Here is a 26,895-nt window from a genome sequence, read left to right as displayed (position 1 = left end):
GGGGGCCCGTCGACTACCCTCGTGGGTCGCCGGCCCACGTGCGGGGCCGGGGGGGGCCCCCCGGGGGCCCCCCCCCCGGCCCCCCGCCGCCCCGGGGGGCCCCCCCCCCCGGGGGGGGCGGGCGCCCGACCGGGTCAGGCACGCGGGCGGCGGCATCCGGGGCCGTGCCCGCCGGAGGGGCCATGGGCACGGCGTGGCGAGGTCGGGGCGGTCGGGGGCTGGGTCATGATCGGCTGCGTGAAGACTTCCGGACGTCTGGCCGCCTTCGCGGTCGCGGGCCTGCTCGCCGCACTCCCCGCGTGCTCGGGGCCCGACGGCCGCGGCGGCGGGGCGGGGGCCCGTACCGGCGCAGAGGCGAGGGCGGGTGCCCGTGCAGGCGCGGACACCACTCGGACCGAGGCACCGGGCACGGTGTTCCGGGGCGGGCACCCCGGTGCCGCAGGCGCCGGTGACCCCTACTTCCCGAAGCTCGGCAACGGCGGCTATGACGTCACCCACTACGCCCTGACCCTGGCCTACGATCCCGGCAGCGGCCGCCTTGAGGGCACTGCGGAGATCACCGCGAAGGCCACCGCGGACCTCAGCGCCTTCAATCTCGACCTCCTCGGCATGGAGGTGCTGAGCGCCACCGTCGACGGCCGCAAGGCGCAGGTTCGGCAGGACGGGCAGGAGCTGACCCTGCAGCCGCGCGATCATCTCAGGAAGGGCGCCGCCTTCCGCAGCGTCGTGCAGTACGCGGGCACGCCCGAGTCGATCACCCATGACCACGGGTGGCGCGAAGGCTGGTTGAGGACGGGCAACGGAGCGGTCGCGTTCGGTGAGCCGACGGGCTCGATGTCCTGGTTCCCGGGCAACCATCACCCCTCGGACAAGGCCTCCTACGACATCACCGTCACGGTCCCCAAGGGGGTGCAGGCGATCTCCAACGGGACGCTTCGCGCCCAGCACACCAGCGGCGACCGCGCCACCTTCCACTGGCACCAGGCCGAGCCCATGGCCAGCCATGTGGCGACCGTGGCCATCGGCAGCTACGACATCAGGACCTCCCGGACCCGGTCGGGCATCCCGGTCGTGTCGGCGATGGACACGACCGCGGGCGTGGACGAGGACGGAGCGGTCCTCGGCCGGTTCCCCGAGATCATGGAATGGGCCGAGGGGAGGTTCGGTCCCTACCCCTTCTCCGCCGCCGGGGTGATCGTCGATCAGGCGGCCGATGTGCCCTACGCCCTGGAGACCCAGACCAGGCCGACCATTCCGGCCGGCATCTTCCACATCACCAACGTGGTGCACGAACTGGCCCACCAGTGGTTCGGCAACTCCGTCACCCCGCGAACGTGGCGGGACATGTGGCTCAACGAGGGCTTCGCGACCTATGCGGAGTGGCTGTGGACCGAGGACCACGGTGGGGCCAGCGCCCAGGATCACTTCGACCGCAACCACGCCAAGGCCGCGGACGACGACGAGTGGGACTTCCCGCCTGCCGAGCCGCCGAGTGCTTCGGACATCTCCGGCCAGCCGGTGTACGTGCGCGGCGCGATGGTGATCCACAAGATCCGCCAGACCGTGGGCGACGAGGCCTTCCGCACCCTGGTGCGGGGCTGGACCCTGCGCCACCGCCACGGCCACGCCTCCACGGACGACTTCACCGCGTACGTGGAGGCCAGGGCCGGCCGGGACCTCGACTCGATCTGGGACTCGTGGCTCTACGGCGACGGCAAGCCCGCGTGACGGGGTCGCCGCGGTGTCAGGTCCTGATGCGCCGGCGGGCGGTCTCGACGAGCTTCATGTACTTGTCCCAGTTCCACGCGGTCCCGGGGTCGTCGTGAGTGGACAGCGGGACCTCGACGTGGCCCAGAATGTGGTCCCGGTCGACCGGCACGTCGTACTTCGCGCAGATCGTGGCCGTGAGCACGGCGGACGCCTCGTACATCTTGCCGGTGTAAACAGGCTGATCGGTCCAGCCTTCGTGCTCGATGCCGATGCTCCGGTGGTTGTACCAGACGCTGCCGGAGTGCCAGGCCACGTCGCGCTCGCGCACGCACTGGGCGATCTGCGTGCCGGTTGCGCTGATCATGTAGTGCGCGGACACCCGCTCGGCGGGGTCATTGAACTTGGTGAACATGACCGGCAAGATGTCCGTTGTCAGGTGAATGACGACGTATTCGATGGGGTACGCCTCGGGACGGTCGGAGGCCGTGTAGTTGGACTCGGAGGCTTCGATCCAGACGGCGGGGGCGTAGTCCACCGAGGGGTCCGTTCGCCGGGCCGCAGGCGGCCCGGCCGCGGCGACGGGGGCCTTGCTCACGGGTCCCGGCAGCGCAGCCTTCTCCTCGGGCCCCATCAGGCGGGGCAGCCCGACAGCGGCCAGAGCCGTACCCGCCGCGCCTGCAGCACCCCACAACAGCCGTCGACGGCTAAGCGGGCTGTCTTCCATGGCCACTCCTCATGAGGTCGAGCAGGCAGGCAGAGGACGACGCGCCGCGAATCGTGGCAACACGATACATAGGCGGCACATCACGTAATCTGATGCTTCACCAGTGCCCGCACCCCGGCAAGCCGATCCTCCACCACTCGGCTCACACCCTCACCCTGACCGGGCCCGCCCCCACCCCCGCCCCCGCCGGCAGGCGCTACCCCGTTCCACACCGACGGGTGTCGGCTTCGATGCCGGGGCGGATCCGCCGCTGACTGCTGCCCCGCGGCCGTCGGAGGCATGACCGGACCCGGCTCCTCCGCCGCCAGCACCGATCCCGCCGCTCCTGCCTGCGATCCGACGGTGATCACGGCGCGAAGGCCTGGCAGCCTGCAGGATGGGGTGCCGAAGATCCGCCGGAGGCGATGCAACACTTCCTGTGTCAGCGACTGAACGGCCACGCCCGCTGGAACTGGCCGCAGCTGACCGGCGTGACGGTCCGGTATCGGGCCGGATTCGCCTACGTGGCCGGCGAATTGATGGGCGGCGATGCGCTGCCGCTGTGCCGCCTGCGCTGCGCCGGCGTCCTGCATACCTGGGGCTTCGCCCTCATCTCGCCGGCCGTGACGGATATGCTGACAACATCCTGCCCAGCGGTCTGCCTGCGGGCTCTCCGGGAGATGCCCTGGACTGTGCTTGCGGCCTCTACCTCGGCAACGCTGTGACCCGTCACTCTGCCTGAGCACCGCTGTCGGCGGTCAGCCGACGACCACTGCACCCACCACCGCGCGGGCGGCATCACTTGCCCCGGCAGCGCGAGATCAACACCTCGTCTTCGCTCACCTGGAGGTTCCATGCCACTGACCGTCTCACCCGTGCGGCTGACCGGCCGCGATCTCGTGCTGCGAGAGTGGCAGGACGCGGACCTGCCAGCCATGGTCGAGCTGTTCGACGAGCCCGACATCGCCGACCGGACCCCGCTCGCCTCACCCTTCGACCTGAACGCGGCACGCGAGTATCTGCAGATGATCCACCGCACTCGAGCCGAAGGGCAACGACTCCACCTCGCCATCACGACAGACGGTCACAAGCCGCTCGGCGAAGTGCTGCTCAACCTCTCCCGGGGCACCATGGGCTACGCCGTCGGCACCGCCCACCGTGGACAACGCCTGGCCCTGCGGGCCGCGCGACTCTTGACCGACTACGCCCACCAGGTCCTGGAACTACCTCGCGTCCTACTGGAAATCGAGGCTGACAACACCCCCAGCATCTCCGTCGCACGGGCCCTGGATTTCCACCCCGCCAACGACGAGCCCGAACGGGTGGAGGGGCAAGGCCGGGCCCTCGTCCTGCATATCTGGGCCCACGACGCCCGACATGCCTGAGTGCCCGCTGATGCGCTGAGCACACCAATCCCCAGTTGGGGCGCTCAGCCACAAGCACCTCTCCGCGAACTTCCGCGGAGCAGCTCTAGTACGGGAGGTAGTAACTGAGTACGTCGCCGGTGAGGGGAGGGAAAAGCGCGTGGAACAGCTCCTCGTCCGCGGAGTAGACGTCGGGGCGGATCCGGGTCAGCCCTTCCATTCCGTGCGGGCCGAACAGCAGGGCGGCCAGGTAGTCGGGGGCCAGCCCGGCGCCTTCCACGGCTCCCGGCGACTGTATCGGGCCACCGGTGACGACCTCACCGAGCCCGTCGGCGAGAACCGGGATCCGGTAGTGGGCGCCGAAGGTGGAGATGACGATGTCCCGGCCGGTGCGGTCGATCCCGGCCGTGGTGAGGCGCTGCCAGAACAGCGGACGCAGCCTGTCGAGCAGTGCCGCGGCATCGGGGATGCGGATGTAGTACTGCTCTGCATTTCCGCGCGGTTCGTGTTCGATGAACTCCTGCCACGCGTTGCCCGTCACGGTGCCTGCCCGATGGACGATCCGTAGTGGGTCGTCGCCGGATGCCAGGGCGGCGACGCCGCTCAGGAGGTCGCGTGCCGCCGCCTCGTCGCGTGCCGCGGCCTCGGCCAGGAGCATCTCCTCACCGGGAGGCGTGGTGCGCGCGGTGGCAATGACCGTGTCGGCCTGCTCAAGAACCCAGAGGTTGCTCGACTCGTGGTCCAGGAGCCATCGCCAGCACGCCGCCGAGTGCGGCATGGTCACATCGAATCCGCTCTGGGCCGAGGCTTGCAGGGCAGCCATGGCGGGGATGTCCGAGGGGCGGGCGGCACGGAGCGTGCCCGTTCCTTCGCCAGGCGGCACGGCGTTCACGTTCAGCACCTGCGGTATGTCGATCGCGTACTCATAGCCGAACAGCCGGTAGAAGTACGGGATTCCGATCATCGCCTGGACGACGTGGCCACGGGCGGCGGAACGCTCGTGAGCCCACTGCATGAGCGCCCTGACGAGCCCGCGTCCCTCGTATTCGCTCGCGGTGGCGACCAGTTCCACCTGGCCGGCGGGCAGGCGGATGCCTCCGATGCACACCTCCTCGTCGAGGAGCGTCGCGGTGGACACGACCCGGTCGCCGTCGACAACCACGGCACAGGCGGACAGGCCCGCGTCGGGGTCGGTGACGACCAGCCGGTGGTCGATGGCGTCGTCCGGCTCACCGCGCTCGGAAAGGAGCGCGCTGATCTGGTCGAGATCTGCGGGCCTGGCCTGTCGCAAGGTGAGGCCGTCGGGCAACGAAACAGCTCCGGAAGAACTTTTGATCATGGTCACAGCCCGACTGTCGCATCGCCCGGCCATCCCGTCCAACACGTTTTTCGCAGCTCGTTGTCAGCGCCGGCGGGCACGGGGTGGTCAACCGGGCCGGCTCGCGTCTGCTCGCGGATCTGGCCGACGCCACCACGCTGACCAGCGTCTTCGGCAACACTCTGCACCGGCTGCGGCCGCGTATGTGGCGGACCATCACATTCAGCTACGTGTGTCCGCCCACCACACCGCAGGCACAGGCACGGCAAGCGCTCCGGGCTCCGTTTGCCCGCTGTCGGGAATCGGCAGCCGTCAGGAACCGGCCGGGCGCCGAAGAGCGGCCGGCTCCACGTCGAGCGCCGCCAACAGCCGGACGCTGCGGTTCCCCGGCTCACTGAGCAGCCGGTCCAGCAGGTCGCAGGTGCCGCCGGCCATCGTGTCCTTGAGCAGCTCGCGCGGCGGCACCGTGTCCCGACCGAGGTCTGTACGCGCCATCACCGCACGCACCCGTTCGTGGTCCACCCCGGTCTCGACCAGGATGCGGCCCCCGTCGTAGTCGGCCTTCGCCGCTTTCGTCAGGTGGGGGTAGGCCTGCGCGACCGCGTACGTCCGCAGCATGCCCAGAAGGACATCGTCGGTGCGGACCTTCCCACCGTGCTGTCCGGCAAGCTCCCCGGCCTCCAGGCGCGCCCACAGCACCGGGTGCGCCGCGGCGTTCATCGGCATGACCCTGACCAGCAGCGTCGTCCAGAACTGCCCCAGCTCACGCGGCTTGTAGCGGCGGCGGCCCACCAGGGCGTCGCGGGTGGAGCGCAACTCCGGCGGGACGGCGTCCTCCACGGCAGGGACCTGTCCCGACCGCACGGCCCGCTGCAGGGCGACGACGTCCACCCCGCATCCGTTCAGGAAGCTCACCGCCCCGCAGGACGGGTCGTCCAGGATGGCCACCAGCAGATCGGCCGGTGAACGCTCGATGCCCTGACCGGTCACGGACGGTTGCTGCCGGCACCGGGCGAACGCCGCCGCCCCGGCGGTGCTGAGCGTGAGCGAGCGGTCCTGCTGCCCGGCCAACGGAACCTCAACCTTTCCGGGTTCCTCGTCCATCCCCCTGACGCCCTGGCGGATGACGTGGGTCGTGAGGTCGTACGCGGCGAGGAACTCCTGGACGTGTTGGTCCTTGCCGATGCACGACAGCAGGATGTGTGTGCTGACGTGGCGCCTTGCGTAGACCGGGCCGAGGGCGGTGAGCAGGGCCTGGTCGGCGCGGAAGTCTGAGGGCATGCCGACGATCTTGGCAGAGGCGCAGGGGTGTCGCATCAGCCCACGGTCTGAAACCGGTGCGACGAAAGGGGGAGTCACGCTCCGGCGTCGGTGCCGTCACGGGTGGCAACCGAGCGGAAGAACCCTTGGGGCAGGACGCACCACACGGGGCCGGGCGATGCCGGGGCGACGCGGTGCGTTGTCGGTGGCCGGCCTACGACCGAACCTCTGCTGCTCCTCAAGTCCCTTGCCGTGCACGGAATGCGACCACCACGATGATCCACATGACTGGATTCCCGGGAATGAACACCAAGCACAACTTCGTACTGGTCATCCGTGACACGGACACGGTCACGGCATCCCTGCGCCAGGCGCTGGACGAGGCCTCGCCCGAAGAACGCCCGGGCCTGGAACGCGCAGCCGCACTCGTCGAAGCCGCCGCCACCGCCGGCGAGACCCAGCTGCGCGCCCGCTGGGTCCGCTCCCGGCTGACCGCCGTCGGATTCACGGGGGACATCGGCTCGGTCGCCGCGGTGAAGGCACTGCGCCAGGCGGAGCCGAAGCTGAGCCTGCTGGCAGCGGTGGAACTGCAGAAGGACGCGGTGGCGCATCCCCAGTGACGGCGGAGTCGACGTCTTCCCGCACGGAAGCCGAACGCTGCGCCACGACCGGCTTCGCCGGACCCGGGGTGGAGTGGCTGCTTCATCCGGCCGAAGACGGCCCGCCTGCGCCTCGCTGCCGGGTCAGCGAGGGCAGGCGTGGCGTTCCGCCCGGTGCCCCATCCACACCGCCACATCGCACACCCGCAGCGCACTCACCGTCTCCGCCACCCCCGCGGCTTCGCGCAGCGCGAGCAACTGGCGGTGCAGGGCGCCGTCGTCCGCACGCAGCGCGGCATGCAGCGTGAGCCAGAACGAGGGGCGCGGGCGCCCCAGAGCGCAGCGCACCACCTTGTCGTAGACCGGCAGCAGCTGCGGGCGTTTCCGGGCGAGAAGCTTGCCCGCGATCACCCAGCCGACATCGGGCTGGTCACGAAGGAGGTGCCAGGCCCGGTCCGCCGGCGAGCCGTCGGACAGGACGGTGGCCGCGGCATCGGCCATGTCGATGCCGCGGGGAACGGCCTGCAGCAGATCGGACAGCCGCGCTCCGAGACCGCCCTCCAGTATGTCCAGTGCGACGGGCGCCGGAACGGTCACCGACAGGGTCTGCACCGCGACGAGGTCCTCCGCAGTGATCCGGTCGGCGACGTCCGGGCGGTCTCCCCCGCCCGCCAGGTGCTCGAACCGTCCGCCGGTGTACGCAGGTGTGCCGGAGGGCCGGCCGATCCCGAAGTAGCGCTGGAGATCCGCGAGGGCGCGGGGGTCGGTGACAAAGGTATGCAGCCGTTGGGCGAAGGGCTGCATGAGAACGGCCGAAGAAGGCATCCGTGCTCCGTCCTGACGGGGGGTGGTCCGGCGGCGAAGTGCGGGCCGCAGCAGTGGGTCGACCGCTCGTACAGATGGTGCACGAGGCGACGGCACCACGGGCTGGAAAAGGGCCGGATGTGCGGGGCGATCCCGGGCCGGCCCCGTTCGCGTCCTTGTGGGTCAGCCGTTCGCCATCGCGGTGGGCCCGGGGCCGCCGGATGCGGTGACATGCTCGCCGACCGGGTCGGGGTGCGGGCGAAGCCAGCCGCGGATGGCGGCCTGGACGCCGGCCTGGAAGCGGGTGTCGGCGTCGAGTTCCTCCAGCATGCGGGTGATCCGCCGGCGGACGGTGTGCACGTGAACACCGAGCCGGCGGGCGATGGTTTCGTCCTTCAGCCCCGAGGCGAGCAGCCCGAGCAGTTCCCGTTGGTCCGCGGTGAGGGGGCCGCCGGGGCCGCCGAGGGGGGTGGCGCGCGCCCAGAGGGACTCGAACAGCGGCAGAGCGGCCCGGTGCAGCAGGCGGTCGCCGAACACCAGCGCCGCTCCGTCGCCTCCTTCGTCGCTGCCGGGCAGCGGGGGCAACAGGCAGGTACGCCGGTCCACGAGCACCAGGGCGGTCGGCAGGCTCTGTCCGATACGGGCCTGGAGGCCGAGTCCGGTGAGGGCGATCAGCTCCTGCGCCCGGTCGGGGAAGTCGGTGCCACGCCGGTCCGTGACGGTCCGTACGGTGACGCCGCGCTCCAGCAGCCGGCGGATGCGGTCCGCACCGGGCGCCCCGGTGCTGGCGGACGCCCCGGTGCTGTCGGCCTCCGCGGTGTTGCCGGCCTCCGCGGTGTTGCCGGGCGCCCCGGCTGTCCGCGTCGCGCGGTCGAGGATCAGGACCTCCGTCTCGGCGGCTTCGAGCATCGTGTCGAGGCGGGCGTCGGCCGCTTCGGTGCCGGCGATGGTCTCGATGCCGGCCGGGGGTAAGGGGGTTCTCGCGGGCTGCGCGGGAAGCCGGTGGGCCAGCCGTTCGGCGTAGGAGCGCAGGGACTTCAGGTCGGCCGACTCCTGGTGCAGGAGGGCCTGGCGGCGCTGGATGAGTACGTGCAGTACGGCGGCCGGGTCGGCGGCCGTATGGATCACCGCCCTGGTGTCGTCCTGCGTGCGGGCCGGAGTCCGGTCGTGCGGGTCGGTTTCGATCATGCGGGGGATTTTGACCGCCTTCACACAGCCCCCACAAGTGTGCATGGCCACTTCTGAGGGGGGCTCGGCTCTGGTCGGCAGCCGCCCGCGGCGCTTGCATGGCGACGACTCACAGCAACGCATCAGGCACTCATGGTTGAGGAGACCCCTTGCCCAAGTTCAGCGCAGGTTCGTCGGCACCCACCCCCATCGCACGACGGATATGGCGGAAAGAGCTCCGCTCCGCCGGAGGAATAGCGGTTCTGCTGGCCGCCGCAATGACCTTGCAGGCATCGCCGGCATGGGCTGCGGACCCCGGCCCCTCGAACGCCGTTCCCGGCCAGGACACCGCGACCCCGGTGCTCGTCGAGGGCATACGGGAGCCCGTCGACGCCAAGGCCGCCCCGGCCGACGCGGCACGGCAGCACCTCGCGGCGAACAAGAGCCGCTACAAGATCCCGCGGGCGGGCAGCGACCTCGTCCCCCTGGCGGCGACGGCCACCGGGTCCAAGGACGAGACGGTCCGGCTGCAGCAGAAGCACCGCGGTGTCGACGTCCTGGGCGGCCAGTACGTCGTGCGCATGCAGAAGCAGGACGGCAAGCGCGTGGTCACCGGCACCTCGGGGCACTACTTCACCGCCCTGAGCACCGATGTCACCCCCCAGGTCAGCGAGGACGTCGCGGTCCGTCGTGCGGTGGCCGCCACGGCCCGCCGGCTGGGAGCGGCCCTCGACAAGAACCGGGCACCGGCCTCCGAGTCCGGTGATCCGGCGGCCACCGGCATGACCGGTGACGTCAAGGGACTCGTCGTCCTGCCCAAGGGAGGCGGTGTCCTCGCCTACCGCGTCACCGTGCGGGGTACCGCGCCCGGCACCGGGGCGCCGGTCGTGGACGAGGTGTACGTGGACGCCCGTTCGGGCTATCCGGCGCTCCAGTACAGCGCGTTGAAGACGATGGCGGCCCCCGCGGCCCGTACGGCCGGTGAGGCCGCCGAGGCCCCGACGGCGGGCGGCCCGCCGGCCACTCCGCCGAACCTGGTCCCCGAGACCGGGTCCGGGGCTCGGCTGGGCGGCGCCGCGACCTCGCTGGACATCGCCTACGACCCGGCGGCCGGCAGCTACCTCCTCGCGGACGCCGGCCGCATGCGCGCCACCAGCAAGAGCCTGCTGGGCACGTGGGACGCCCGTGGCAAGTCGGTGTCGGAGACCTCGGGCACCTGGCCCTCCGGCATCACCATGTTCTCCTCCCCCAACACCTCTTTCGGCGCCGAGGCGACGGATTCGGGGGCCGTGGACGCCCACTGGAACGCGGGCCAGGTCTACGACTTCTACAAGAAGAACTTCGGGCGCGACAGCCTCGACGGCAACGGCGGCGCCGTCAACTCCCTGGTCGGCGTGACGTACTACGGCATGCCCTACGCCAACGCGTTCTGGGACGGCACCAAGATGGTCTACGGCAACGGGGACACGGAGTTCAAGCCGATGTCCGCCGACACGGACGTCGTCGGCCACGAGATGACCCACGGGGTCATCGAGCACACGGCGAACCTGGTCTACGCGGGCCAGTCCGGCGCCCTGAACGAGGCCCTGGCGGACTACTTCGGCAACGCGATCGACGTCACCGCGAGCGGGACGCCGATGAGCGATCCGGCCGCCGGCCTGATCGGCGAGAACCTGTGCCGTACGAAGGCGGCCGCCGACTGCGCCCTGCGCGACCTCAACGACGGGGCCACCACCTCGAAGAGCTTCCTCGGCGTGTCGTTCGCCACCGACAACGGCGGCGTGCACCTGAACTCGACGATCTTCTCCGGCGCGCTGTGGGACATGCGCGAGGACCTGGGCGGCGCCCTGGCCGACCGGATCGTCTACAAGGCCGTCACCGAGTACATGACGCCGATCGACGGGTTCACCGAGGCCCGGGGCGCGGTGCTCGCGGCGGCCAAGGCCCTGGGCGCGACCTCGGCCCAGCAGAACGTGGTCAAGCGGTCGTTCAACGCCCACGGCATCGTCCCCGACTGGGAGCAGGCCCTCGGCATCGACACCGACACCCTCTTCGGGAAGCTGAACACCACCGACTCCGGAGTGGGTGCGGGCGGCGGCTGGTGGACGGCCTCCAAGTCCAACGACGACGGCTCCGAGCCCTACTCGGTCTACGCCGGCCGGCTGGACGGCAAGGGTGCCCCGAAGGTGATCAGCCCCAACGACGGCCGCTACCACACCGCCCCGGCGACCGACGGCAAGACCGTGGTGTGGACGGCGTACGGCCCGACCTCGGTCGACGTCCTCACCCGTCCCGTGGCGGGCGGCCCGATCAAGACCCTCTACAGCTCGGTGACCGGAGTCGCGGGCCTGCGGGTGGAGAAGAACACCGTCGTGTTCGAGGAGTACGACATCCTCGGCGGCCGGCACGTCGGCTACATGCGGCCCACCGACAAGGCCCCGGTCTTCACCGACGGCCGGAAGTGGAACACTCTGACCGCCCTCCCCTCCATCAGCGACAACAAGATCGCCTACGCGAAGCTGTACCCGCAGAACGGTTCCTACCGGCTGGGCGTGGAGGTCGTCGACCTCGCCACCGGCAAGGCGGTCATGACCGAGCAGCTCGACGAGCCGGTGAGCCTCGGCCAGACCGGCATCAACGGCAAGAACGTGTTCTGGCTGGCCGACACCGACGAGAGCGACGGTGGTCTGACGTCGGTGATCAGCTCCGGCCTGGACGGCCGCGGCTCCTTCATCGTCAGCAGCGAGCACAAGCCGGGCGCCTTCATCGCCTCCGACCTGACGGTCTCGCAGGACGCGCTGACCCTGGTCGCGCAGACGCCCGACACGCGGTACCGCAACGAGTCGCTGCCCAAGCTGTGGCAGCTGACCACCGACGGCTCCCGTCGCGAGCGGGTCTCCTGCAACCGCGGTGAGCAGAGCTACCCGGCGGCCGGCGCGGGCCGTCAGGTCGCCTGGCTGGACGCGACCACCGGCTCCACCGATCTGGTGGTCCGTGAGCGGCCGGCCGGGACCTGCTGATCCCTGCCCATGAGTGAGGCGGGGCCGGCGGCTGTGCCGTCGGCCCCGTCCGCGTGCCGCCGCCTCCCGGCGGGGAGGTGGCGGCACGGCCCTCAGGGTGTCAGCACTCGCGCAGGCCCGGGGCGGGGTCGACGGAGGTGTGGACGTCCACGGCCGCGACGTTGCCCCACTGGCCGTTGTCCAGCTGGGTCCAGTACCACACGTTGTTGCCGCCGGCGTGCTGGTCACCGCGGCCCCAGCACTGGAACCAGCTGGGGCTCGTGTTCAGCGGCCCCCGCACCGCGGAGTTGTAGCGGCGGTGCTCGTAGCCCTTGGCGCCGACCCGGTTGCCGCACCACAGTTTGCCGTCGGCGCGCACGCCGCATTCGGCGGCCGCGCTCTTCCCGGTGGGGGGCGTCGCCTGGGCGGGCCCGGTCACGGTGGCCATGCCGGCCGCCAGTGCGACGGTGGCGAAGCCCAGGGCGATCTTCCTGCCTGCGTACATGCTTCCTCCTCGGAAGGGCTCCCTCGGGAGCCGGGTGATGGTGGTGGTGTGTCATCAGTGGTGCGTGATCGGTCGTGCGGGCGGTACTCAGGGGCAGGTGGGTACGCCGTCCAGCCAGGCGGCGCCCTTGATGTAGATGTTGGTGATCCACGACCCGTACTCGGGCAGGTAGGACCAGGCGTCGTTGGTGTAGCCCTCCGCCGTGACCGGTTGGGCGAGCTTCTGGCACTCGATGCGCACGGTGGTCGGGCCGGGGAACCGGTGCACCCGCGGGCTGCCGGTGGACGGTTCCTTGTGGGTCCACACGTCCGTGCCCCAGGTACTGAACGTGCCGGGTGCCGTGGCCGGCGCGATGCGGACCGCTCCCGCGTAGTCCCCGCCCAGCCGGACGTCGCTGACGGTGATCCGGGTGCCCGATTCCCGGGCCTCGACCATCTTCCCCGCACCCAGGTAGATCGCGATGTGGTGGATGGAGCCCCCTGAACCCCAGGCCAGGAGGTCCCCCGGGAGCAGCGGCGCGGTTCCCGCGGCGGCTGTGAAGCGCTGTTGCACCTGCGGTGAGTGGAACTGGTGGTAGGCGTTGCCGGGGAGCGGGTCGCCGCCGGCCGCCCGGTGGTAGGCGTACCGGACCAGTCCCGAGCAGTCGAAGCCCAGCCGCTCCGGGTCGTGTGCGCTGTCCGGGTCGCTCGGGTCGACCTGACCGTACGTCGGCCCCGGCTGTTGACCGTGGCCGCCGCCCCAGGTGTACCAGACGCCGATCTGTTCGCACGCCGCTCCTACGGCCTTCTCCGCCGCCGTGGAGGCCCCGGGGGCGAGCACGCCGCACGCCTGCGCCGTCTCCGCCATCTTCGCCGTCTTCGGTGCCGCGGCCGCCGTGGCGCCGTGGGCCCCTCCCCACGCGGCCAGGAGGGTGAGCACCGCCACCGCCGCCACCGCCGTTCTCCGCATCGCCATGTCCGGTCCCCCTGTCCCCGCCACGTGGAGTCCTGCGGGTGGTCGTGTTCGTGGTGGTGTTCGTTCGCCTGGTGCTCGTCATGCGGAGCACGGACCGGCCGTCCGCCGGGCACTCCGAGACTGCGCCTCGCCACCCCTCCTTGTCGAGGAGGCGCGGGTCGCCCACCGCAACGGGAAACGGGAAACCTCTGGGAAACCCGCTCCCACCACACTCTTTGAGCATCCGTCAACAGGCCGCCCGGGGGTGCCGGCTCACCTGGGCCTGTCCAGCTGAGGCCGGGGCGGACTCCGGGTCACCGATCGCTCATGGGTGAGGCGGGCCGCCGGGCGGAGTCCGCGAGCCGTTCGGCGAAGGCTTCGACGAGGCCGTGGAGCTCGTCCGGCCGTTCGATGACGAAGGGCCGGTCCAGCGAGGCGAGTACGGCAGGCAGCCAGTCGAGCCGGTCCACGCGCAGTTCGACACGGCACCGGCCTTCGGCGCCCGGGCCCGTGCTGTCCGGCGACGGCAACGGCGACGGCAACGGCAACGGCAACGCGGTCACGATCGCGACGCCGCCGGGAAGCGTCGGAGACCGGTGTCGTTGGCCGTTGCGCAGGGCACAGGTGTGCCAGTCTCCGCGTTCGTCGCGGCGGTGGCGGTGGCGGTGGCGGGCCAGGGCCCCGGGTGACCCGGTCGTCGCCGACCGGCGCACCGCGGGCGGGCCTCGGTCAAGGGCGGGAGCCCGACAGGCTCGGACAGATCAAGCGGTCACCGTGCGACGGGCTCGCACCACAAACACCAACGCGTGAACCGAGGCCGAGTGATGACGACCGGCAAGATCAACGCGACCCGGTCTCCGGTGGGGCCACCAGGGCTCGACAACCGCATACGCACGAATCGGATGCGACAACCGACCGCCAACGGCTGGGAGGGCGAGACCGGTTTCGGGTTCGGCCACCTGCCGCGGGGAGTCCCGGCCGGCGCCACCGCAGGGCGGCGGCGCCGGCGGGTCGGGGCAGTGCGTCAGGTGGCGAGGGTGGCCACCGGCTCCAGGCCGTAGGTGCGGGCGTAGCCGTTCTCGGTGCCCACGAGCAGGTCCACGACGTCGAAGTAGCGGTCCCAGAAGGGGGTTTCGCGCAGCGCGTCGATCAGCAGCCGGTAGGCGTCATGGTCGTCCGCCTCCCAGACCCAGATGTCGGTCACGCGCGCCGAGTAGAACTCCGTGTCGTAGAAGCGGGAGCGGACGCCGTGGGTACGCGCCTCGATCACCGGAACGACTTGGGTGGTGAAGGCGTGGACGCGTTCGGCCACGGTCATCGCCAGCCACTCGGGCGTGGTCTTGACCAGCATGAACGCGGTGACCGGCGGCTCGGTTCGGTCAGTGGGCATCGGTTGCCTCCGGGGTGGCGAGGACGGCGGGCTTGAGGGTATGCGCGCACCACTGGGCGAAGCCGGTGGCCGGGCCCGCCTGTGGCGAGCGGGCGACGCCCGAGTCGAGGCCCAGGTCCTTGGCGCGCTTCATGTCGACCATGCCTTCGACGAACGCCTCGTTGAGGCCGTAGGCGAGCATGGTGGACCGCATTTGGTCGAGCGACTCGCGCTCGTAGCGGACCGGACGGCCCAGTTCCTCGCTCATGATGCGGGCCATGTCGTTGGGCGACAGGTCCTGCGGGCCGAGCACCGGCACACTGCCGACGCCGGTCCAGGAGCGGTCCAGCAGCAGCCCGGCCGCCGTCGCGGCGATGTCGGCGACGGCCACCAGCGGAGCCGGACGGTCCGCGGCGACGGTGTCGGTGAAGACGCCGTTCTCGCGGATCGAGTCGGCTTCCTCCAGCAGGCTCTCGAAGAAGGACGGATTGGCCAGGGCGCGGTAGGCGACCCCGGAATCGGCGATCAGGTCGTCCATGGCCAGGGAGGCGGTGACCAGCCCGGCCCGGCCGGCCTGGGGGGTGCTGCGGCCGAGTGCCGAGACGCCGACGACACGGTCGACGCCGTGGGCGGCGAACGCCCGCGCGGCCGGGCGGGTGAAGCCGCTGTACGCCTCTTCGGGTGTGAGCGAGGCGTCCGGCGGAACCAGCCAGAAGACGGCGTCGGCCCCGTTGAAGGCGCGCTCGACGGTCGCGGGGTCGCCGTGCGAGCCGGTGACCACCTCGACCCCTCCGCGCACGGCCTCGGGGATCCGGGCGGGATCGCGGACCACGACGCGCAACTCCTCTCCGTGTGCCGGCGCGGCCTCGACCAGCAGGGACAGCAGCCGGCGGCCGATGTTCCCGGTGGGGGCGGTAATGACGATCATGAAAACCTCGGGGTCTGTGTCGGATCGGCAAGACCCCCTCATCGTGCGAACGCCAGCCGCATTGCCACAATGGGAACTTCAGCATCCAATCATTGCCTGAAACGGAACAATGCCGGTGAGCAGCCCAGTTACGAACCTCGACGCCAATCTCGCCGTCGCCCTCGACGCCTTGCTGACCGAGCAGAGCGTCACCCGTGCCGCGGCGCGGCTGCGCACCTCCCCCGCGGCGATGAGCCGCACCCTGGCCCGGCTGCGCCGGGTGCTCCAGGATCCGCTGCTGGTCCGGGCAGGGCAGGCGATGGTGCCCACGCCCCGTGCCGAGGCGCTGCGGGACGAGGCCGCCGCGGTGGTGCGGCAGTTGGAGGCACTGCTCACGCCGAGCGGCGGGATCGACCCCGCCACCCTGCGGCGCACCTTCACCGTCCAGGCCTCGGACCTGGTCGGGGCCGCGCTGGCGCCGGGCCTGCTGGGGCTGGCCCGGCGCCGGGCGCCGGGCGTATCGCTGCGGGTGCTGGCCGAGGAGTGGGAGGAGGGCCCCGCGCTGCGCGAGGGGCGGGTCGACCTGGAGATCGGGGCCATCGACCACGTCGACCCGGAGACCCGGGTCGAAGAGCTGGTCACGCTGCGGTTGTCGGCCGGCGTCAGGGCCGGGCACCCGCTCGCCGAGGGAACCCTGACCCCCGCGAGGCTGGCCGCGGCCGAACACGTGGCGGTCAGCCGCCGGGGCCGCTTCACCGGCCCGCTGGACTCGGCCCTCGCCGAGCAAGGCCTCAGCCGACAGGTCAGCGCCGTTCTGCCCGGCCATCTGGCGGCGATGGCCCTGGCGGCGGCGGACGACGTGGTCTGCCTGGTACCGACCTCGCTACCGGGCGAGCCCCGCTCCCCACTCGGCGACGCGGCACACGCGATGGGACTGCGCCTGCTGCACATCCCGCTGCCGCTGCCACCCCTGACGATCGGCATGGCCTGGCACCCGCGTCACAGCGCGGACGGAGCCCACCAGTGGCTGCGCGACGCCGTACGCCGGGTCCTGCGCCCGGCCCGGGAGCGCTGAGGTCAGGCCTTGAATCCTGGCGGTCTTCAACGCCTGCCGCTAGGCTCTGTGTTGCTCAGTCGAGAGCCACAAGCACTGGCGACGTGTCCGATGGGGGACAGTGCTTTCATCTCGACGGCCAATGAGCACGATGAGTCTCCAATCGTCGCAGAGCCTCAGCAGGCCATCCGCAAGCGGTGGTCGAGCTGAGGCTGCCCGCCGACTGGTCGATCACCTTCGTGAAGGGATCGACCGTTGAGGCTGACATTTCCCGTTCAGGTACTTCTCGCACTCCTGTCCTTCGTATCGTCGCTGCTGGTAGCGGTGGTGGCGGGGGTACTCTCGCGTGAGGCCGGGGCGCCGGCAGCTGGTGCGGTGCTGTACGGCGGTGGCGCGTTCATCGGCTGGATGACGCTCTGCATTGCCGTGCTGACGGCACTCGGCCTGCTCGGGCATCACAGCCGTCCCGACGAGTGAGGGGTCACCCGGCACTCAGGAGCGCGGCCGGAGCCGGATCGCAGCGAGGGTGACGGTGCCGTGGAAGGCAGGCCGGTGCGCGGGTGACCTCCGCCCGGCCGCGGTACCCGCTCGGCCGGATCCTGTCCGGCGGGTCGTCCACGCGGTCCGAGAGAGAGGGCGTGATCGAGCGGGCCCGGCAAAGCGATCCGAGTGTGTTCGAGGAGGCCGGGCTCGGAGTCCCGGTCCCGGAAGAGGCGTTGCCGAGAACACGGGGGATCTACGCGACCGACGCCGGTAGGCCGTGGGGGCGAAGCGGTGGGCCGGCCGCCGTGGCTGCCGCGTCGTCGGCGTTGGCTCGCCGCTCCCCGGATCTTTCGGTGGGGAACGGACGAGGCCGACCGACGTACTGGCCGGCGTACAAGGCCCGGGCGGACCCGAGAGCCCTGCCGCACGCCGGTCACGCGAGGTGAACGGCGGCCCTTTCAGGAGACTGCCGGGCCCGCCGGCGCAGGAATGCAGCGGCACCCGCCAGGACGACGGCAAGGCTTGCCAGCACGCAGACGAGCACGTTGATCGACATCGGGACGTACTCCACCGTCGGACCGTCGGAGTAGACGCAGGCGCTGCGCAGAGGCCAGTACTCCTGTTTCATGCCGGCCAATGCGGCGCCGGAGGCGTTCCGGTCTTCGCACAGCTCCGGGAACGGACCGCCCATGATGACGGAAAACCAGCCGTAGCAGTACACCGCTGCCGCCGAAGAAGAGAAGACCAGTACGAGAACCGCACAGGTCTTGGACAGCGACAGGGGTGGATTCCTCAGCAGGAGAACGACGATCACGATGCCCGCTCCCGCCGCAGCCACACTGAGGAGCAGCAGCATGCCCATCAACGGCACCGGCACTGTGTCACCTTCTCTTCGTCCATCTCGGCGGCTGACGCCCGGGAAGCCAAAAGGTGCCGCTGACCTGCAAGGATGCGACTGTCCAAGCCGTATCTGCTGCAGAAGTCAGAGCACCCTTCCGGTGGTTGAGCGTACAGGTCGCGACCGCGGCTGTCGGTGGTGGCCGACGGGAAGAGGCTGCTCGGGCATTCCGGGCCAGGATCGACGTCCATGAGGTGCGCATCGAGACCAACGCGCACGATCCGACCCTGCCGGTCGGCAATGGGCGTTGCGGCAGGTGGCGGGATCACCGGCAGGTGATCGACGGGATTCTCAACCGGCTCAGGCAACGCCGAGTACACCGCCCGGCTGGAGACGGCCCTCCGACGCACGTCCTGCCGGTGTGCGGCGTTCGCGCACCTGACCACGGGCGCCCCGCCAAGGCCCTGTCGCGGATGGCACCGGTCGGCGGCGCGAAAGGCGTCGGGGACGGGTCGGCGGGCCCGCATCGCGGTCGGCGCCGCCGGGGCGAATCGCCGATCGTGCCGCTGGTCGAGGGGCCTTCTCGCGGCGGTCCTGTTGCCGTCAACCCGAGCTCCGTCAGGCCCCGTTGCGCCGCGCATCCGGTCGTCCGGGGTTCCGGGATCACGCGCTGATTTCTTAGCAACAGGGGCCAATAATTCTCTTGATCGCTGCCCGGACGGCTAGAAAGGAGCGCATCGGACCGAACCCGGCACCGACGGGGTGATGAACCCGTCGTCGGATTATGGCGAAGGTGGTGATGTGCATGCGTGAGTGCAGCAGGATCCAAGCGGTTGCGGTCAGATCGCTCACGGGAAGTCCGAGTTCCGGACCTCTCCCCCGATAGGCCGGCCATGCTGATACCGATGCTGTTTTCCCCGGCACTCGCCTCTGCCGACGAGTATCGAACCCTGACGTCGACCATCCGGTCGAAGGCGCAAGATGCGCAGGGATTCTTCGGCGGAGCCGGGCGCAAGCAGGGCGAGATGCCCTATCTTCCGCTCCACGTCCAGCTGCGCGGTCTGTTCATCGAGCTCTACATCGAGCTCCGCCCACGCAATACGAGCCTCCGGATCGCCGGCTTCCGGAACATCTTCGAGAACGGCCAGGCCCCGCCTGAAGCGTACGTACGCCACGTGCGGGACTCGGTCGCGCCGCCGGGTCTCCGCCGAACGGAAGCCCTGCCGTTCGGCGGAGGCCGCGCCGACCTGGAGAGGGCCGCCGCCGTACGGCGTTCGGGGATCCTGCTCGGGCGCCGGCCCTTGAGCGACGCGGTCATCCGGCTGCACCAGAACCGCGATCCGCGGAGCACCGCTCACGGAATGCTCGTGCTCTCGGAAATGCTCTGCGAGGCCGCCCGATACCCCGCCCTGGCGGATGCGATGTCGCGGATCTGGATGACCGGAGGGCGACTGTAAGTCCGTAACAGTCGCCGGGAATTCCCGCACGCCACCCATCCAAAGGTGTTGGGGCACCGAATAAGGCCGAGCATCTGTTGAGAGGGCTCGTAAGAATGCCCGCACGGGCTGGGGCGGGGCGGTCGCTGGATGTCCGAGGGCGCACGGTGAGCACGCGCGCCAGGTGGCCGTGAGCAGCCACGGCGACATCGCCCTCACCCGGCAGCGGACGGATGCGGTCCAGCACCGCGTCCGTGCATGCGGCCACCTGCGTGAGCTCCTCGCCGGGGTGGTCGGCGGCGCCCGCTTCGGTCAGAGCAACGTCGGTCCGTCCAGCGTGCCAGGCCCGACAGGACGCTGTCCTGTTCGGCCTGGCCTTTCCGCCGAGGGACCGCCGATCGGCGGTTCCCGCCGCTCCCAGCGGGTGCACTCGCCGACCGCGGATGTGGGGTAGGGCACCCCCGTACGGCCGATGGGGCCGATGGGGCCGATGGGCAGCCTGACGCAGCCGACCGTCCCGAGGCGCCGTTCCCCATGCCGGTGCGGGGTCACCCAGAGCCGGCCGCAGGGCCCACCCGTGCCTGGCGTCGTACGGGACACTGAGCCGAACAGCCCGGAATCATCGCCTCCAACTCAGCACGAGCCCTGCCTGGTCACTCGCCTGGCCAGGCAGGACCGACCGACCCACTCGCACACACCTCGGGAGTTCAGCGAATGCCGGAACGGCCGACCCTCGCGGTGGTCAGCGGACCGCCCGCCACCGGTAAGACCACCCTCGCCCACGGCCTCGCCCGTGAAATCGGCTGCCCCGCGATCATCCGCGACGAGATCAAACAGGGCCTGGTCATGAACGCCGCGGCCCACCGGGCCGGTCGCGACGACCCCCTCGACATCGCGGCGATGCACGCCTTCTTCGACACCCTCGGCGTGCTCCTCCGAGCCGGCGTCACCGTCGTCGCCGAGGCCGCCTACCAGGACCGGCTCTGGCGCCCCGGCCTCGAACCCCTCATCGAGATCGCCGACCTCAGGGTCATCCGCTGCACCACCCCCACCCCGACCGTCGTCGCACGCGTCACCGAGCGTGCCGGGTCCGACAGGCACCGCGCGGCACACGGCGACCGACAGCTCCTCGCCGACATCGCCACCGGTGCCTACAGTCCCGAGGCGTTCGTCGGCATCTCCCTCGACGCGCCTGCCCTGCTCGTGGACACGTCCGACGGCTACCGTCCCGGGGTGGCCGAGATCGGAGCCTTCGTCCGAGCGCGCTGACCTCCGAAGCGTCAGGCAAGGACGCGGCCGTGTTCACACGTCGGCGGGCGTCGCAACCCGGTGAACCTTGCCGGTCACAGCACCAGCCGCCTCTCAGGGCGACGAGGACCGTGCCGGTGGACGGGTCGATGTCGAGCGCGGTCGCGGTGCGGTCGACGCGGAACACCCGCCGAGGGGTGCCCGAGGAGTCCTCGCCGACCGGACGCCGGGGCACGAACCCTTGCTTCGGAGGCGTTCGGTGCCGGGCCGTACGAGGTGTGCCGGGTCGGTGGTGCGGTCGGCGTCGACCACGGTCCACCACTCCACTTCGTCCACGACGTTGCACTCGGGGCAGTCGCAGCCGCACGTGCAGTCCTCGTGGCCGCCCGCAGGGCAGTCGCAGGCACAGGGGGTCGTGGCAGGTACCGGAAGACCGCGTCGGGGCCGTGCCGGAACAGGCTCCAGGCCCGTGCGGCCGAGCCGGGGGTGGTGTGCCGTTCGAGCCCGGTGGCGTCGGTCAGGGCGACTCGGAGGAACGCCCCGACGGGCCCGCCCGAAGGGTCGGGGGCCTCCACCCAGGCGCAGGACCCGTCGGGGCCCCGGCTTCGCCCCTCCGGATCGAACAGGAAAGGCCTGAGCGTCCGGCTGCGGCCGGCCCGCACCAGCAGGGCGGCGTGGGCGATCCGCCTCAGGTGTGGGTGCCGAGCCCGAACCCCAGTGTTCGCCGGGCCGTTACGGGCTCGGCCTCGGGCGGGTCGGCCGGGGTCGGGTCCTCGATGGCCCGCTCGGCAGCCGTGCGGCCGCGTGCGACGCGCTGCTCCTGATCCTCGCGGAGGGGAACCGGTCCTTGCCCGAGAGGGCGGCGCCTTGTGCTCATCACCCAAGTCTCGCAGCCTGCCTGACGGACCCTCCGGGGAGGGGCCCCGGTCTCCGTGGTGACCATCCGCGGAGCCCAGCACCGTCAAGCTCCCTGAGCACGGCAGCAGCCGCTCGTCACCGCACCCCGAGGTCGCTCGCGGCGGAGGGCTGCCCGGCGGTGCGGACGCGTCGCCGCCTGAAGGCAGGGACACCCAACAGCCCGAAGCCGAGGACCGCCGCTATGAGATGGCCGACCGTGGTGAAGTCCGGCAGCGGCCCGGTCGTCCAGTCGGCACCGCCGAGGGGCCATGCGAGAACGAATACGGCCCAAGGGAGACGGCCCCAGCGCGGCAGGGCGAGTGTGGCGACCGCCAGCACGGTCTGGGCTCCGTAACTGACCCCGTAGTCCAAGGACTGCCGCACGACCGTCGGATACCAACCGTGCTGCAGCGCAACGGTGATGACGGCGGCGGTGAGCAGGGTGGCCGCGACATGGCCGCCGAGGAACACGGCTGCGGCGCGTCGCTTCCCCCACCGGTACTCCACCCAGGCCAGGAAACAGCAGACGCCGAGGCCCAGGGTGATCAAGGTGCCGATGAAGTCGGTCGAGGTGACATCCGTGAGGGTACCGTCGAAGAACAGCGCGCTGCCGAGCAGCGCGGGCAACGGATGGTCCTGCAGGTTGTCCAGGTTGGTGCTGAGGTAGCCCAACACGGTGTCCGCCCGGTCGGCGGACAACCCGTAGACGACCCACGCATGGCTCGCCAGGAGCAGGCAGACGTAGGCGAGGGTCAGCGGCGCACGGCGCGGGTACGCCCGCACGGCGCGCAGTGGTCCGTCCCAAGGGCGCGGCAGTGACTGAGAGTTCATACCGTGGCATTCTCCAGGTCGAGCCGAGGGCGGGGACCGGCGGGTGACGGCAGCCGTCCCGGCCGGGGCCGCGCCACCGGCCCGCGCCGCCCGGTCGGCCCGTCGACCGCCTTCCATGACCTCACGAGGGGAGCCCTCCTCCGCGTCAGTCCTCCAGACGGGACAGCCAGGTGGCGAGCAGCGTTTCGAGCACGGCGGCCTCCTCGGGCGTCACGAGGTCCAGCAGGCGGCGTTCGTTGCGCATGTGCTCGGTGAACGCCCGGTCCACGAGGTCGCACCCGGCCGAGGTGAGGGCGACGATCCGGCCGCGCTGGTCGTCGGCCGAGCGTCGGCGGGTGACGAGCCCGGACCGTTCCAGGCGGTCGATCCGCTTCGTCATCGCGCCGGTGGTGACCATGGTGTGCGCGGCGAGCTCGCCCGGCGCCCGTTCGAAGGGCTCACCTGCGCGGCGCAGTGCGCACAGGACGTCGAACTCCCCTTCGCCGAGGCCGTAGCGGTCGTAGACGAGGCGGAGTTCTGCGCCGAGCCGGTCGGCGAGGCGGTGCAGTCGGCCGATCACGCCCTGGGGCCCGACATCGAGGTCGGGCCTTTCGCGGCGCCAGTCGGCCTGGATCCGGGCCACCCGGTCCAGGTCCCGGGGTGGGTCGTGCTCCTCGGACGAGACGTTTGCTTCCATGGAAGCTATATTACCTTCCATGGAAGCAAATATGCGCTGGGTGGCGCTCACGGCCGTGGCGCCGGTGGCCTGGGGGGCCAACTACTTCGTCACCCACGAGTTCCTGCCTGCGGACCACCCGCTGTACGGGGCCGCCCTGCGAGCGCTGCCGGCCGGCCTGGTGCTGCTGGCGTTGTGCCGCCAGCGGCCGCACGGCGCATGGTGGGGGCGGTCCGCCGTGCTCGGGCTGCTCAACGTGAGCGTGTTCTTCTTCCTCGTCTTCACCGCCTCCCAGCTGCTGCCGACGAGCGTGGCCTCGACCGTCATGGCGGTCTCCCCCTTGATCATGATGCTCGCCGCCTGGCCGCTGGTGGCCGAGCGGCCCAGCGTCGCTCACCTGGCGGGCGCCGTGATCGGGCTGGGCGGGGTGTGCCTCATGCTGCTCGGAGGCGCGGGCGGAATCAGCACGCCGGGCGTCCTGGCCTCGGCCGCAGCGGTGCTGGTGTCGTCCGTCGGCCACGTCCTGGCCAAACGGTGGAACACCGCCACCGCCGGCGCCGGTGTGCTCGCCTCGACCGCTTGGCAGCTCACCGCCGGAGGCCTGCTCCTGCTGCCGGTGGCCGTAGCCGTGGAGGGCGCCCCGCCACCGGTGTCACCGTCGGCGCTCCTCGCGTTCTGCTACGTCGCCCTGGTCGCCACCGCGCTGGCCTTCGCCGTCTGGTTCGCCGGGCTTCGCCGTCTGCCCGCCGGGACGGTCGGCCTGATAGGGCTGCTCAACCCGGTCACCGGGGTACTGCTCGGGACGGCGGTCGCCGGGGAGGTACTGACGGGCCGGCAGCTGTGCGGGCTGGCACTCGTGCTGGGCGGAGTCGCTCTGGGCCGGCCCCCGGGCACAGGCTGGCGGGCAAGCCGCCCGGACCGGGCGGCTTCCCGCCGGACCGACTGCCCACGGCGAACATCCGGGCACTCCGGGCACTCCGAACGCAGCGTGTGACCCGGACGCCAAGAGCCTCAGTCCCCGAGCTGGATCGATCTCCGCGCGGCGTCGGAGTCCGGGCACGAGGAGGGGCAGGCGCAGGAGGGCGGCAAGGACCGGGAGTACCGGTAGCCGGAGCGGCTGTCGCTGCCCGCGCCACCCGCAGCCGCCGAGCTCGCCGGCCGGGTGGGCGTTCACCAAGTGGTCTTGGCTATCGTTTCGATTGCCGGGTTGAGGATGGTGACACTGCCGTGGTCCTGGAATTGTTCGGTACGCCAGGCGGTGAATGTCTTGGCCAGCCGATCCGCTTTCTCCTTGTCCGGGGAGTCCGGGCCACGCAGCTCACGGTCCAGCCCGGTGACGATCTGTACGTCCAATGGGGAATCAGTGCCCTGCACCAACACATCGAAGAAGATTGCCGTGAGATCTTTGGCGGCCTCGTTCCCCGGCAGGAATGTGTGGAATTCCTTCGTGCGTTGATTGGGTTCCTTTCCCTGCTGCAGGGCGCGGGGCGTATCCAGATAGGACGCCGAAGGTTTGCCGCCCGGTTCGCCCTCGGCGGCGTCGCAGCCGAGCAGAGCCACGAAGAAGAGGGTTTCCTTTCGTCGACGGCTGCTCCCGGAGGAGGACCGCAGCCGCCCTCAGGGGGTTCCCATCCTGTTTCACCTGTCGCTCGACGCCCTCCCGCACGACCTGCCGCAATCCTCACCACCTGACGTCAACTCACACCGACTATCAGACAGGCCATTTCGGGCCATGGGGTCACCATATTTTGCAGCGGGAACCCATAATGCGCCGCTACGATTCGATTATGGGACCCCTGAAACCGAATCTCATCGAGCTCATAGTCGGCCTCATCACCTTCTTCGCCGTCTTCACCGTTCTGGCCAAGGTCCTCCTTCCGAGGATCGACATGACCCTCGCCGAGCGGGAAGAGGTCACCGCGGGCACGTTCGAGCGGGCCGAGGCAGTCCAGGTGGAGGCGAAGCGCGTGCGGACCGCGTACCAGGCGGAGTTGAGCGCCGCTCGTCACGAGGCCGCTCGGATTCGCCAGGCCGCACACGAAGAGGGCCTCGCCCTCGTCGCCGCCGTTCGCTCGGAGGGGCAAAAGGCGCGCGAGGACATGATCGCCGCGGCCAGCGTGCAACTGGAGGCCGACCGGGTGATCGCCGAGGCAGAGCTCCGCGAGCACGTGCTCGGACTGGCGACCGAGCTGGCCGGGCGCATCCTCGGTGAGCCGCTCACCGACATGGACCGTGCCCGCGCCGTCGCCGACGCGTTCTTCGCCGACGCCGAGGCCGATACCACGAGCTGAGATCGAGGCGGCTGCCGCGCGGTGACGGCGGAGGTGGACGCGGGTGGACCCGGGTGGGTGCACGGGCGTCCGGGACGGGCGCGTGCTCCGTCACCCCGCCGCCCCAAGGGCTGTCCCGTAATCTCCGGTGGATCAGCGCGCGGCGCCAGATGCGGTGCCTCGCAAGGCGGAGGGGCGCCCGCGTACCGGGCGTATTCGGGTGCTCCGACAACGCGGCGAGGTGCCGTAGCCGGCGTCGCGCGCCCGCCGGGGATTACGGGACGGCCCTTAGAGTGGGGTGTCACCGGGCCCCGAACGGAGAGGTCGGCCATGACGAACCGTCATGCGGTGGTGGTCGGAGCCGGAATCGGCGGCCTCACGAGCGCCGTCGCACTGCACCGCCGGGGCTGGCGCGTCACCGTCTGCGAGCGCGCCCCCGAACCCCCCGTCACCGGCGCCGGGATCGGCCTCGCCCCCAACGCCCTGCGCGCGTTCGAGGCCGTCGGCGTCGATGTCTCCCGCGCGATCGGCGGCGCCGTACCCGCGACGATGGGTGTGCGCCGCCCCGACGGCCGGTGGCTCACCCGGGCGGCCACCGCGGACATGGCGGCCCGCTACGGCATGGCGCCCCTCGCCGTCCCGCGCCCGGCCCTGACCGCCGCCCTCGCCGCCGCGCTGCCGCCGCAGGCCCTGCGTTACGGCACCGAGGTGACCGGCGTCGACGATGCCGAGGGCCGCCGTCCGGCCGTTCGCACGGCGGCGGGCCCGGACCTTCCCGCCGATCTGGTCGTCGCCGCCGACGGGATCCACAGTCCGCTGCGCCGCGCGCACTTCCCCGCGCACCCCGGACTGCACTACCTCGGTGAGACGGCCTGGCGGACCATCGTGGACGCCCCGGACCTGCGGATACCGGCCATGAGCGAGACGTGGGGGCGGGGGCAGCGGTTCGGGGTGACCCCGCTCGTGGACGGCCGCTACTACCTCTACGCCACCGCGGTCGTCCCGCCGGACACCCGCTTCGCCGACCCGCGCACCGAACTACGGCAGCGCTTCGGATCGTGGCACGACCCCGTTCCGGCCCTGCTGGACCGCGTCGGGCGCCTCGACGCCGCCGATGTCCTGCGGAACGACCTCTACGACCTGGCGGCCCCGCTCCCGTACCTGCACCACGGCCGGATCGCCTGGCTGGGCGACGCGGCCCACGCCATGGCCCCGAACCTCGGCCAGGGCGGCTGCCAGGCCATCGAGGACGCGGTGATCCTCGCCCGTCTGCTGCCCGCCGGGGAGCGCGGCGACGGCAGGGAGGGCCACGACGGCGGCGACGCCGCTGTTCCGGCCGCCCTCGCCGCGTACACCGCCGCCCGCCTCGACCGCACCGACGCCGTGCGTCTTCGGGCCCGCCGCGTCGGACGTCTGGGCGTCGTGCGCAATCCGGTCGTGGTGGCCGTCCGTGATCTCGCGGTCCGTGTCACCCCGGCCCGTCTGGCCCTGCGCGGCATGGACGACCTCTTCGACGGATTCCGCCTCCCCGCCGCGTAGCGGAGA

The 26,895-nt window shown here is 71.3% G+C and carries 26 protein-coding genes and 1 pseudogene; 12 read left to right on the top strand and 15 right to left on the bottom strand.

The window, feature by feature from the left end:
- Nucleotides 1–225: 225 nt before the first annotated feature.
- Nucleotides 226–1,728, top strand: coding sequence for a M1 family metallopeptidase (locus tag ACFY0D_RS27630; RefSeq protein WP_390800751.1), 1,503 nt, complete (start codon nucleotides 226–228; stop codon nucleotides 1,726–1,728).
- A gap of 16 nt (nucleotides 1,729–1,744) precedes the next feature.
- Here the strand turns inward: ACFY0D_RS27630 and ACFY0D_RS27625 are convergent, their stop codons facing one another.
- Nucleotides 1,745–2,434: an N-acetylmuramoyl-L-alanine amidase gene (locus ACFY0D_RS27625; protein ID WP_390800750.1), complete on the bottom strand. Its 690-nt coding sequence runs from the start codon at nucleotides 2,432–2,434 to the stop codon at nucleotides 1,745–1,747.
- Nucleotides 2,435–2,838: 404 nt separating this feature from the next.
- Here ACFY0D_RS27625 and ACFY0D_RS27620 point away from each other — a divergent pair, with 404 nt between their 5' ends.
- Together ACFY0D_RS27620 and ACFY0D_RS27615 are read left to right on the top strand one after the other, a co-directional pair.
- Nucleotides 2,839–3,138, top strand: a complete 300-nt coding sequence (locus tag ACFY0D_RS27620) for a hypothetical protein (protein WP_390800749.1) — start codon at nucleotides 2,839–2,841, stop codon at nucleotides 3,136–3,138.
- Nucleotides 3,139–3,267: 129 nt separating this feature from the next.
- Nucleotides 3,268–3,798 (top strand): GNAT family N-acetyltransferase, encoded by a 531-nt coding sequence (locus ACFY0D_RS27615; RefSeq protein WP_390800748.1) that lies wholly within the window; start codon nucleotides 3,268–3,270, stop codon nucleotides 3,796–3,798.
- Nucleotides 3,799–3,883: 85 nt separating this feature from the next.
- On the opposite strand, the gene ACFY0D_RS27610 is transcribed toward ACFY0D_RS27615, so the two are convergent.
- Nucleotides 3,884–5,068, bottom strand: coding sequence for a GNAT family N-acetyltransferase (locus ACFY0D_RS27610; protein WP_390800747.1), 1,185 nt, complete (start codon nucleotides 5,066–5,068; stop codon nucleotides 3,884–3,886).
- Nucleotides 5,069–5,407: 339 nt separating this feature from the next.
- On the bottom strand, nucleotides 5,408–6,376 hold the full coding sequence (locus ACFY0D_RS27605; RefSeq protein WP_390800746.1) for a Clp protease N-terminal domain-containing protein: 969 nt from the start codon (nucleotides 6,374–6,376) through the stop codon (nucleotides 5,408–5,410).
- Nucleotides 6,377–6,639: 263 nt separating this feature from the next.
- On the opposite strand from ACFY0D_RS27605, the gene ACFY0D_RS27600 reads away from it, so the two are divergent.
- Nucleotides 6,640–6,975, top strand: coding sequence for a hypothetical protein (locus ACFY0D_RS27600; protein ID WP_390800745.1), 336 nt, complete (start codon nucleotides 6,640–6,642; stop codon nucleotides 6,973–6,975).
- 123 nt (nucleotides 6,976–7,098) lie between these two features.
- Here ACFY0D_RS27600 and ACFY0D_RS27595 read toward each other — a convergent pair whose 3' ends face one another.
- Both ACFY0D_RS27595 and ACFY0D_RS27590 read right to left on the bottom strand, forming a co-directional pair.
- Nucleotides 7,099–7,779 carry a DUF6308 family protein gene (locus tag ACFY0D_RS27595; protein ID WP_390800744.1) on the bottom strand — a complete coding sequence of 227 codons (681 nt, stop codon included), beginning with the start codon at nucleotides 7,777–7,779 and terminating at the stop codon, nucleotides 7,099–7,101.
- A gap of 162 nt (nucleotides 7,780–7,941) precedes the next feature.
- On the bottom strand, nucleotides 7,942–8,946 hold the full coding sequence (locus ACFY0D_RS27590) for a hypothetical protein (protein ID WP_390800743.1): 1,005 nt from the start codon (nucleotides 8,944–8,946) through the stop codon (nucleotides 7,942–7,944).
- 257 nt (nucleotides 8,947–9,203) lie between these two features.
- On the opposite strand from ACFY0D_RS27590, the gene ACFY0D_RS27585 reads away from it, so the two are divergent.
- On the top strand, nucleotides 9,204–11,945 hold the full coding sequence (locus ACFY0D_RS27585; RefSeq protein WP_390800742.1) for a M4 family metallopeptidase: 2,742 nt from the start codon (nucleotides 9,204–9,206) through the stop codon (nucleotides 11,943–11,945).
- Between the two features lie 100 nt (nucleotides 11,946–12,045).
- On the opposite strand, the gene ACFY0D_RS27580 is transcribed toward ACFY0D_RS27585, so the two are convergent.
- The 5 genes and pseudogenes from ACFY0D_RS27580 to ACFY0D_RS27560 all read right to left on the bottom strand — a co-directional run bounded on the left by ACFY0D_RS27580 (nucleotide 12,046) and on the right by ACFY0D_RS27560 (nucleotide 15,659).
- Complete coding sequence (locus ACFY0D_RS27580) at nucleotides 12,046–12,429, bottom strand: hypothetical protein (protein WP_390800741.1); 384 nt, start codon at nucleotides 12,427–12,429, stop codon at nucleotides 12,046–12,048.
- 87 nt (nucleotides 12,430–12,516) lie between these two features.
- Complete coding sequence (locus ACFY0D_RS27575) at nucleotides 12,517–13,383, bottom strand: C40 family peptidase (RefSeq protein ID WP_390800740.1); 867 nt, start codon at nucleotides 13,381–13,383, stop codon at nucleotides 12,517–12,519.
- Between the two features lie 293 nt (nucleotides 13,384–13,676).
- A pseudogene (locus ACFY0D_RS27570) lies at nucleotides 13,677–13,946 on the bottom strand (transcriptional regulator); the annotation flags it as partial.
- Between the two features lie 440 nt (nucleotides 13,947–14,386).
- Nucleotides 14,387–14,752, bottom strand: a complete 366-nt coding sequence (locus tag ACFY0D_RS27565; protein WP_390800739.1) for a darcynin family protein — start codon at nucleotides 14,750–14,752, stop codon at nucleotides 14,387–14,389.
- Nucleotides 14,742–15,659 (bottom strand): NAD(P)H-binding protein, encoded by a 918-nt coding sequence (locus ACFY0D_RS27560; protein WP_390800738.1) that lies wholly within the window; start codon nucleotides 15,657–15,659, stop codon nucleotides 14,742–14,744. Before ACFY0D_RS27560 ends, ACFY0D_RS27565 begins: the two co-directional genes overlap by 11 nt.
- Before the next feature lie 109 nt (nucleotides 15,660–15,768).
- Here ACFY0D_RS27560 and ACFY0D_RS27555 point away from each other — a divergent pair, with 109 nt between their 5' ends.
- Nucleotides 15,769–16,713: a LysR family transcriptional regulator gene (locus ACFY0D_RS27555; RefSeq protein ID WP_390800737.1), complete on the top strand. Its 945-nt coding sequence runs from the start codon at nucleotides 15,769–15,771 to the stop codon at nucleotides 16,711–16,713.
- Nucleotides 16,714–16,947: 234 nt separating this feature from the next.
- Nucleotides 16,948–17,169, top strand: a complete 222-nt coding sequence (locus ACFY0D_RS27550; protein WP_390169872.1) for a hypothetical protein — start codon at nucleotides 16,948–16,950, stop codon at nucleotides 17,167–17,169.
- Between the two features lie 439 nt (nucleotides 17,170–17,608).
- Here the strand turns inward: ACFY0D_RS27550 and ACFY0D_RS27545 are convergent, their stop codons facing one another.
- Nucleotides 17,609–18,037 carry a hypothetical protein gene (locus ACFY0D_RS27545; protein WP_390800736.1) on the bottom strand — a complete coding sequence of 143 codons (429 nt, stop codon included), beginning with the start codon at nucleotides 18,035–18,037 and terminating at the stop codon, nucleotides 17,609–17,611.
- Between the two features lie 881 nt (nucleotides 18,038–18,918).
- Between ACFY0D_RS27545 and ACFY0D_RS27540 the strand changes: the two genes are divergently transcribed.
- Nucleotides 18,919–19,470, top strand: a complete 552-nt coding sequence (locus ACFY0D_RS27540; RefSeq protein WP_314251634.1) for a ribosome-inactivating family protein — start codon at nucleotides 18,919–18,921, stop codon at nucleotides 19,468–19,470.
- Nucleotides 19,471–20,163: 693 nt separating this feature from the next.
- Complete coding sequence (locus tag ACFY0D_RS27535; protein WP_390800735.1) at nucleotides 20,164–20,718, top strand: AAA family ATPase; 555 nt, start codon at nucleotides 20,164–20,166, stop codon at nucleotides 20,716–20,718.
- A gap of 667 nt (nucleotides 20,719–21,385) precedes the next feature.
- Here ACFY0D_RS27535 and ACFY0D_RS27530 read toward each other — a convergent pair.
- The 3 genes from ACFY0D_RS27530 to ACFY0D_RS27520 form a co-directional block, all read right to left on the bottom strand.
- The gene (locus tag ACFY0D_RS27530) at nucleotides 21,386–21,574 is read right to left on the bottom strand and encodes a hypothetical protein (protein WP_390800734.1); all 189 of its coding nucleotides are present in this window, start codon (nucleotides 21,572–21,574) and stop codon (nucleotides 21,386–21,388) included.
- Nucleotides 21,575–21,690: 116 nt separating this feature from the next.
- Entirely contained in the window at nucleotides 21,691–22,425 is a 735-nt protein-coding gene (locus ACFY0D_RS27525; RefSeq protein ID WP_390800733.1) for a rhomboid-like protein, read from the bottom strand.
- 145 nt (nucleotides 22,426–22,570) lie between these two features.
- On the bottom strand, nucleotides 22,571–23,101 hold the full coding sequence (locus ACFY0D_RS27520) for a MarR family winged helix-turn-helix transcriptional regulator (RefSeq protein WP_390800732.1): 531 nt from the start codon (nucleotides 23,099–23,101) through the stop codon (nucleotides 22,571–22,573).
- Nucleotides 23,102–23,132: 31 nt separating this feature from the next.
- On the opposite strand from ACFY0D_RS27520, the gene ACFY0D_RS27515 reads away from it, so the two are divergent.
- Nucleotides 23,133–24,074, top strand: a complete 942-nt coding sequence (locus tag ACFY0D_RS27515; RefSeq protein WP_390800764.1) for an EamA family transporter — start codon at nucleotides 23,133–23,135, stop codon at nucleotides 24,072–24,074.
- Nucleotides 24,075–24,250: 176 nt separating this feature from the next.
- On the opposite strand, the gene ACFY0D_RS27510 is transcribed toward ACFY0D_RS27515, so the two are convergent.
- Entirely contained in the window at nucleotides 24,251–24,640 is a 390-nt protein-coding gene (locus ACFY0D_RS27510) for a hypothetical protein (RefSeq protein ID WP_390800731.1), read from the bottom strand.
- Nucleotides 24,641–24,846: 206 nt separating this feature from the next.
- Between ACFY0D_RS27510 and ACFY0D_RS27505 the strand changes: the two genes are divergently transcribed.
- Nucleotides 24,847–25,371, top strand: a complete 525-nt coding sequence (locus ACFY0D_RS27505; RefSeq protein ID WP_390800730.1) for a hypothetical protein — start codon at nucleotides 24,847–24,849, stop codon at nucleotides 25,369–25,371.
- A 309-nt stretch (nucleotides 25,372–25,680) separates the two neighbouring features.
- Nucleotides 25,681–26,889 carry an FAD-dependent oxidoreductase gene (locus tag ACFY0D_RS27500; RefSeq protein ID WP_390800729.1) on the top strand — a complete coding sequence of 403 codons (1,209 nt, stop codon included), beginning with the start codon at nucleotides 25,681–25,683 and terminating at the stop codon, nucleotides 26,887–26,889.
- Nucleotides 26,890–26,895: the final 6 nt, after the last annotated feature.

The organism is Streptomyces sp. NPDC001502 (assembly GCF_042894785.1).
Lineage (GTDB): Bacteria > Actinomycetota > Actinomycetes > Streptomycetales > Streptomycetaceae > Streptomyces > Streptomyces kutzneri.
This window is presented reverse-complemented; position numbering and strand designations above follow the sequence as displayed.

Coding starts and splice junctions, on each gene's coding strand:
- ACFY0D_RS27505 (WP_390800730.1), top strand. CDS start 24,847: ATGCGCCGCTACGATTCGATTATGGGACCCCTGAAACCGAATCTCATC.
- ACFY0D_RS27540 (WP_314251634.1), top strand. CDS start 18,919: ATGCTGTTTTCCCCGGCACTCGCCTCTGCCGACGAGTATCGAACCCTG.
- ACFY0D_RS27555 (WP_390800737.1), top strand. CDS start 15,769: ATGCCGGTGAGCAGCCCAGTTACGAACCTCGACGCCAATCTCGCCGTC.
- ACFY0D_RS27500 (WP_390800729.1), top strand. CDS start 25,681: ATGACGAACCGTCATGCGGTGGTGGTCGGAGCCGGAATCGGCGGCCTC.
- ACFY0D_RS27620 (WP_390800749.1), top strand. CDS start 2,839: ATGCAACACTTCCTGTGTCAGCGACTGAACGGCCACGCCCGCTGGAAC.
- ACFY0D_RS27615 (WP_390800748.1), top strand. CDS start 3,268: ATGCCACTGACCGTCTCACCCGTGCGGCTGACCGGCCGCGATCTCGTG.
- ACFY0D_RS27590 (WP_390800743.1), bottom strand. CDS start 8,946: ATGATCGAAACCGACCCGCACGACCGGACTCCGGCCCGCACGCAGGAC.
- ACFY0D_RS27605 (WP_390800746.1), bottom strand. CDS start 6,376: ATGCCCTCAGACTTCCGCGCCGACCAGGCCCTGCTCACCGCCCTCGGC.
- ACFY0D_RS27525 (WP_390800733.1), bottom strand. CDS start 22,425: ATGAACTCTCAGTCACTGCCGCGCCCTTGGGACGGACCACTGCGCGCC.
- ACFY0D_RS27580 (WP_390800741.1), bottom strand. CDS start 12,429: ATGTACGCAGGCAGGAAGATCGCCCTGGGCTTCGCCACCGTCGCACTG.
- ACFY0D_RS27595 (WP_390800744.1), bottom strand. CDS start 7,779: ATGCCTTCTTCGGCCGTTCTCATGCAGCCCTTCGCCCAACGGCTGCAT.
- ACFY0D_RS27630 (WP_390800751.1), top strand. CDS start 226: ATGATCGGCTGCGTGAAGACTTCCGGACGTCTGGCCGCCTTCGCGGTC.
- ACFY0D_RS27600 (WP_390800745.1), top strand. CDS start 6,640: ATGACTGGATTCCCGGGAATGAACACCAAGCACAACTTCGTACTGGTC.
- ACFY0D_RS27530 (WP_390800734.1), bottom strand. CDS start 21,574: ATGAGCACAAGGCGCCGCCCTCTCGGGCAAGGACCGGTTCCCCTCCGC.
- ACFY0D_RS27625 (WP_390800750.1), bottom strand. CDS start 2,434: ATGGAAGACAGCCCGCTTAGCCGTCGACGGCTGTTGTGGGGTGCTGCA.
- ACFY0D_RS27565 (WP_390800739.1), bottom strand. CDS start 14,752: ATGCCCACTGACCGAACCGAGCCGCCGGTCACCGCGTTCATGCTGGTC.
- ACFY0D_RS27585 (WP_390800742.1), top strand. CDS start 9,204: ATGACCTTGCAGGCATCGCCGGCATGGGCTGCGGACCCCGGCCCCTCG.
- ACFY0D_RS27575 (WP_390800740.1), bottom strand. CDS start 13,383: ATGGCGATGCGGAGAACGGCGGTGGCGGCGGTGGCGGTGCTCACCCTC.
- ACFY0D_RS27535 (WP_390800735.1), top strand. CDS start 20,164: ATGCCGGAACGGCCGACCCTCGCGGTGGTCAGCGGACCGCCCGCCACC.
- ACFY0D_RS27545 (WP_390800736.1), bottom strand. CDS start 18,037: ATGGGCATGCTGCTGCTCCTCAGTGTGGCTGCGGCGGGAGCGGGCATC.
- ACFY0D_RS27520 (WP_390800732.1), bottom strand. CDS start 23,101: ATGGAAGCAAACGTCTCGTCCGAGGAGCACGACCCACCCCGGGACCTG.
- ACFY0D_RS27560 (WP_390800738.1), bottom strand. CDS start 15,659: ATGATCGTCATTACCGCCCCCACCGGGAACATCGGCCGCCGGCTGCTG.
- ACFY0D_RS27515 (WP_390800764.1), top strand. CDS start 23,133: ATGCGCTGGGTGGCGCTCACGGCCGTGGCGCCGGTGGCCTGGGGGGCC.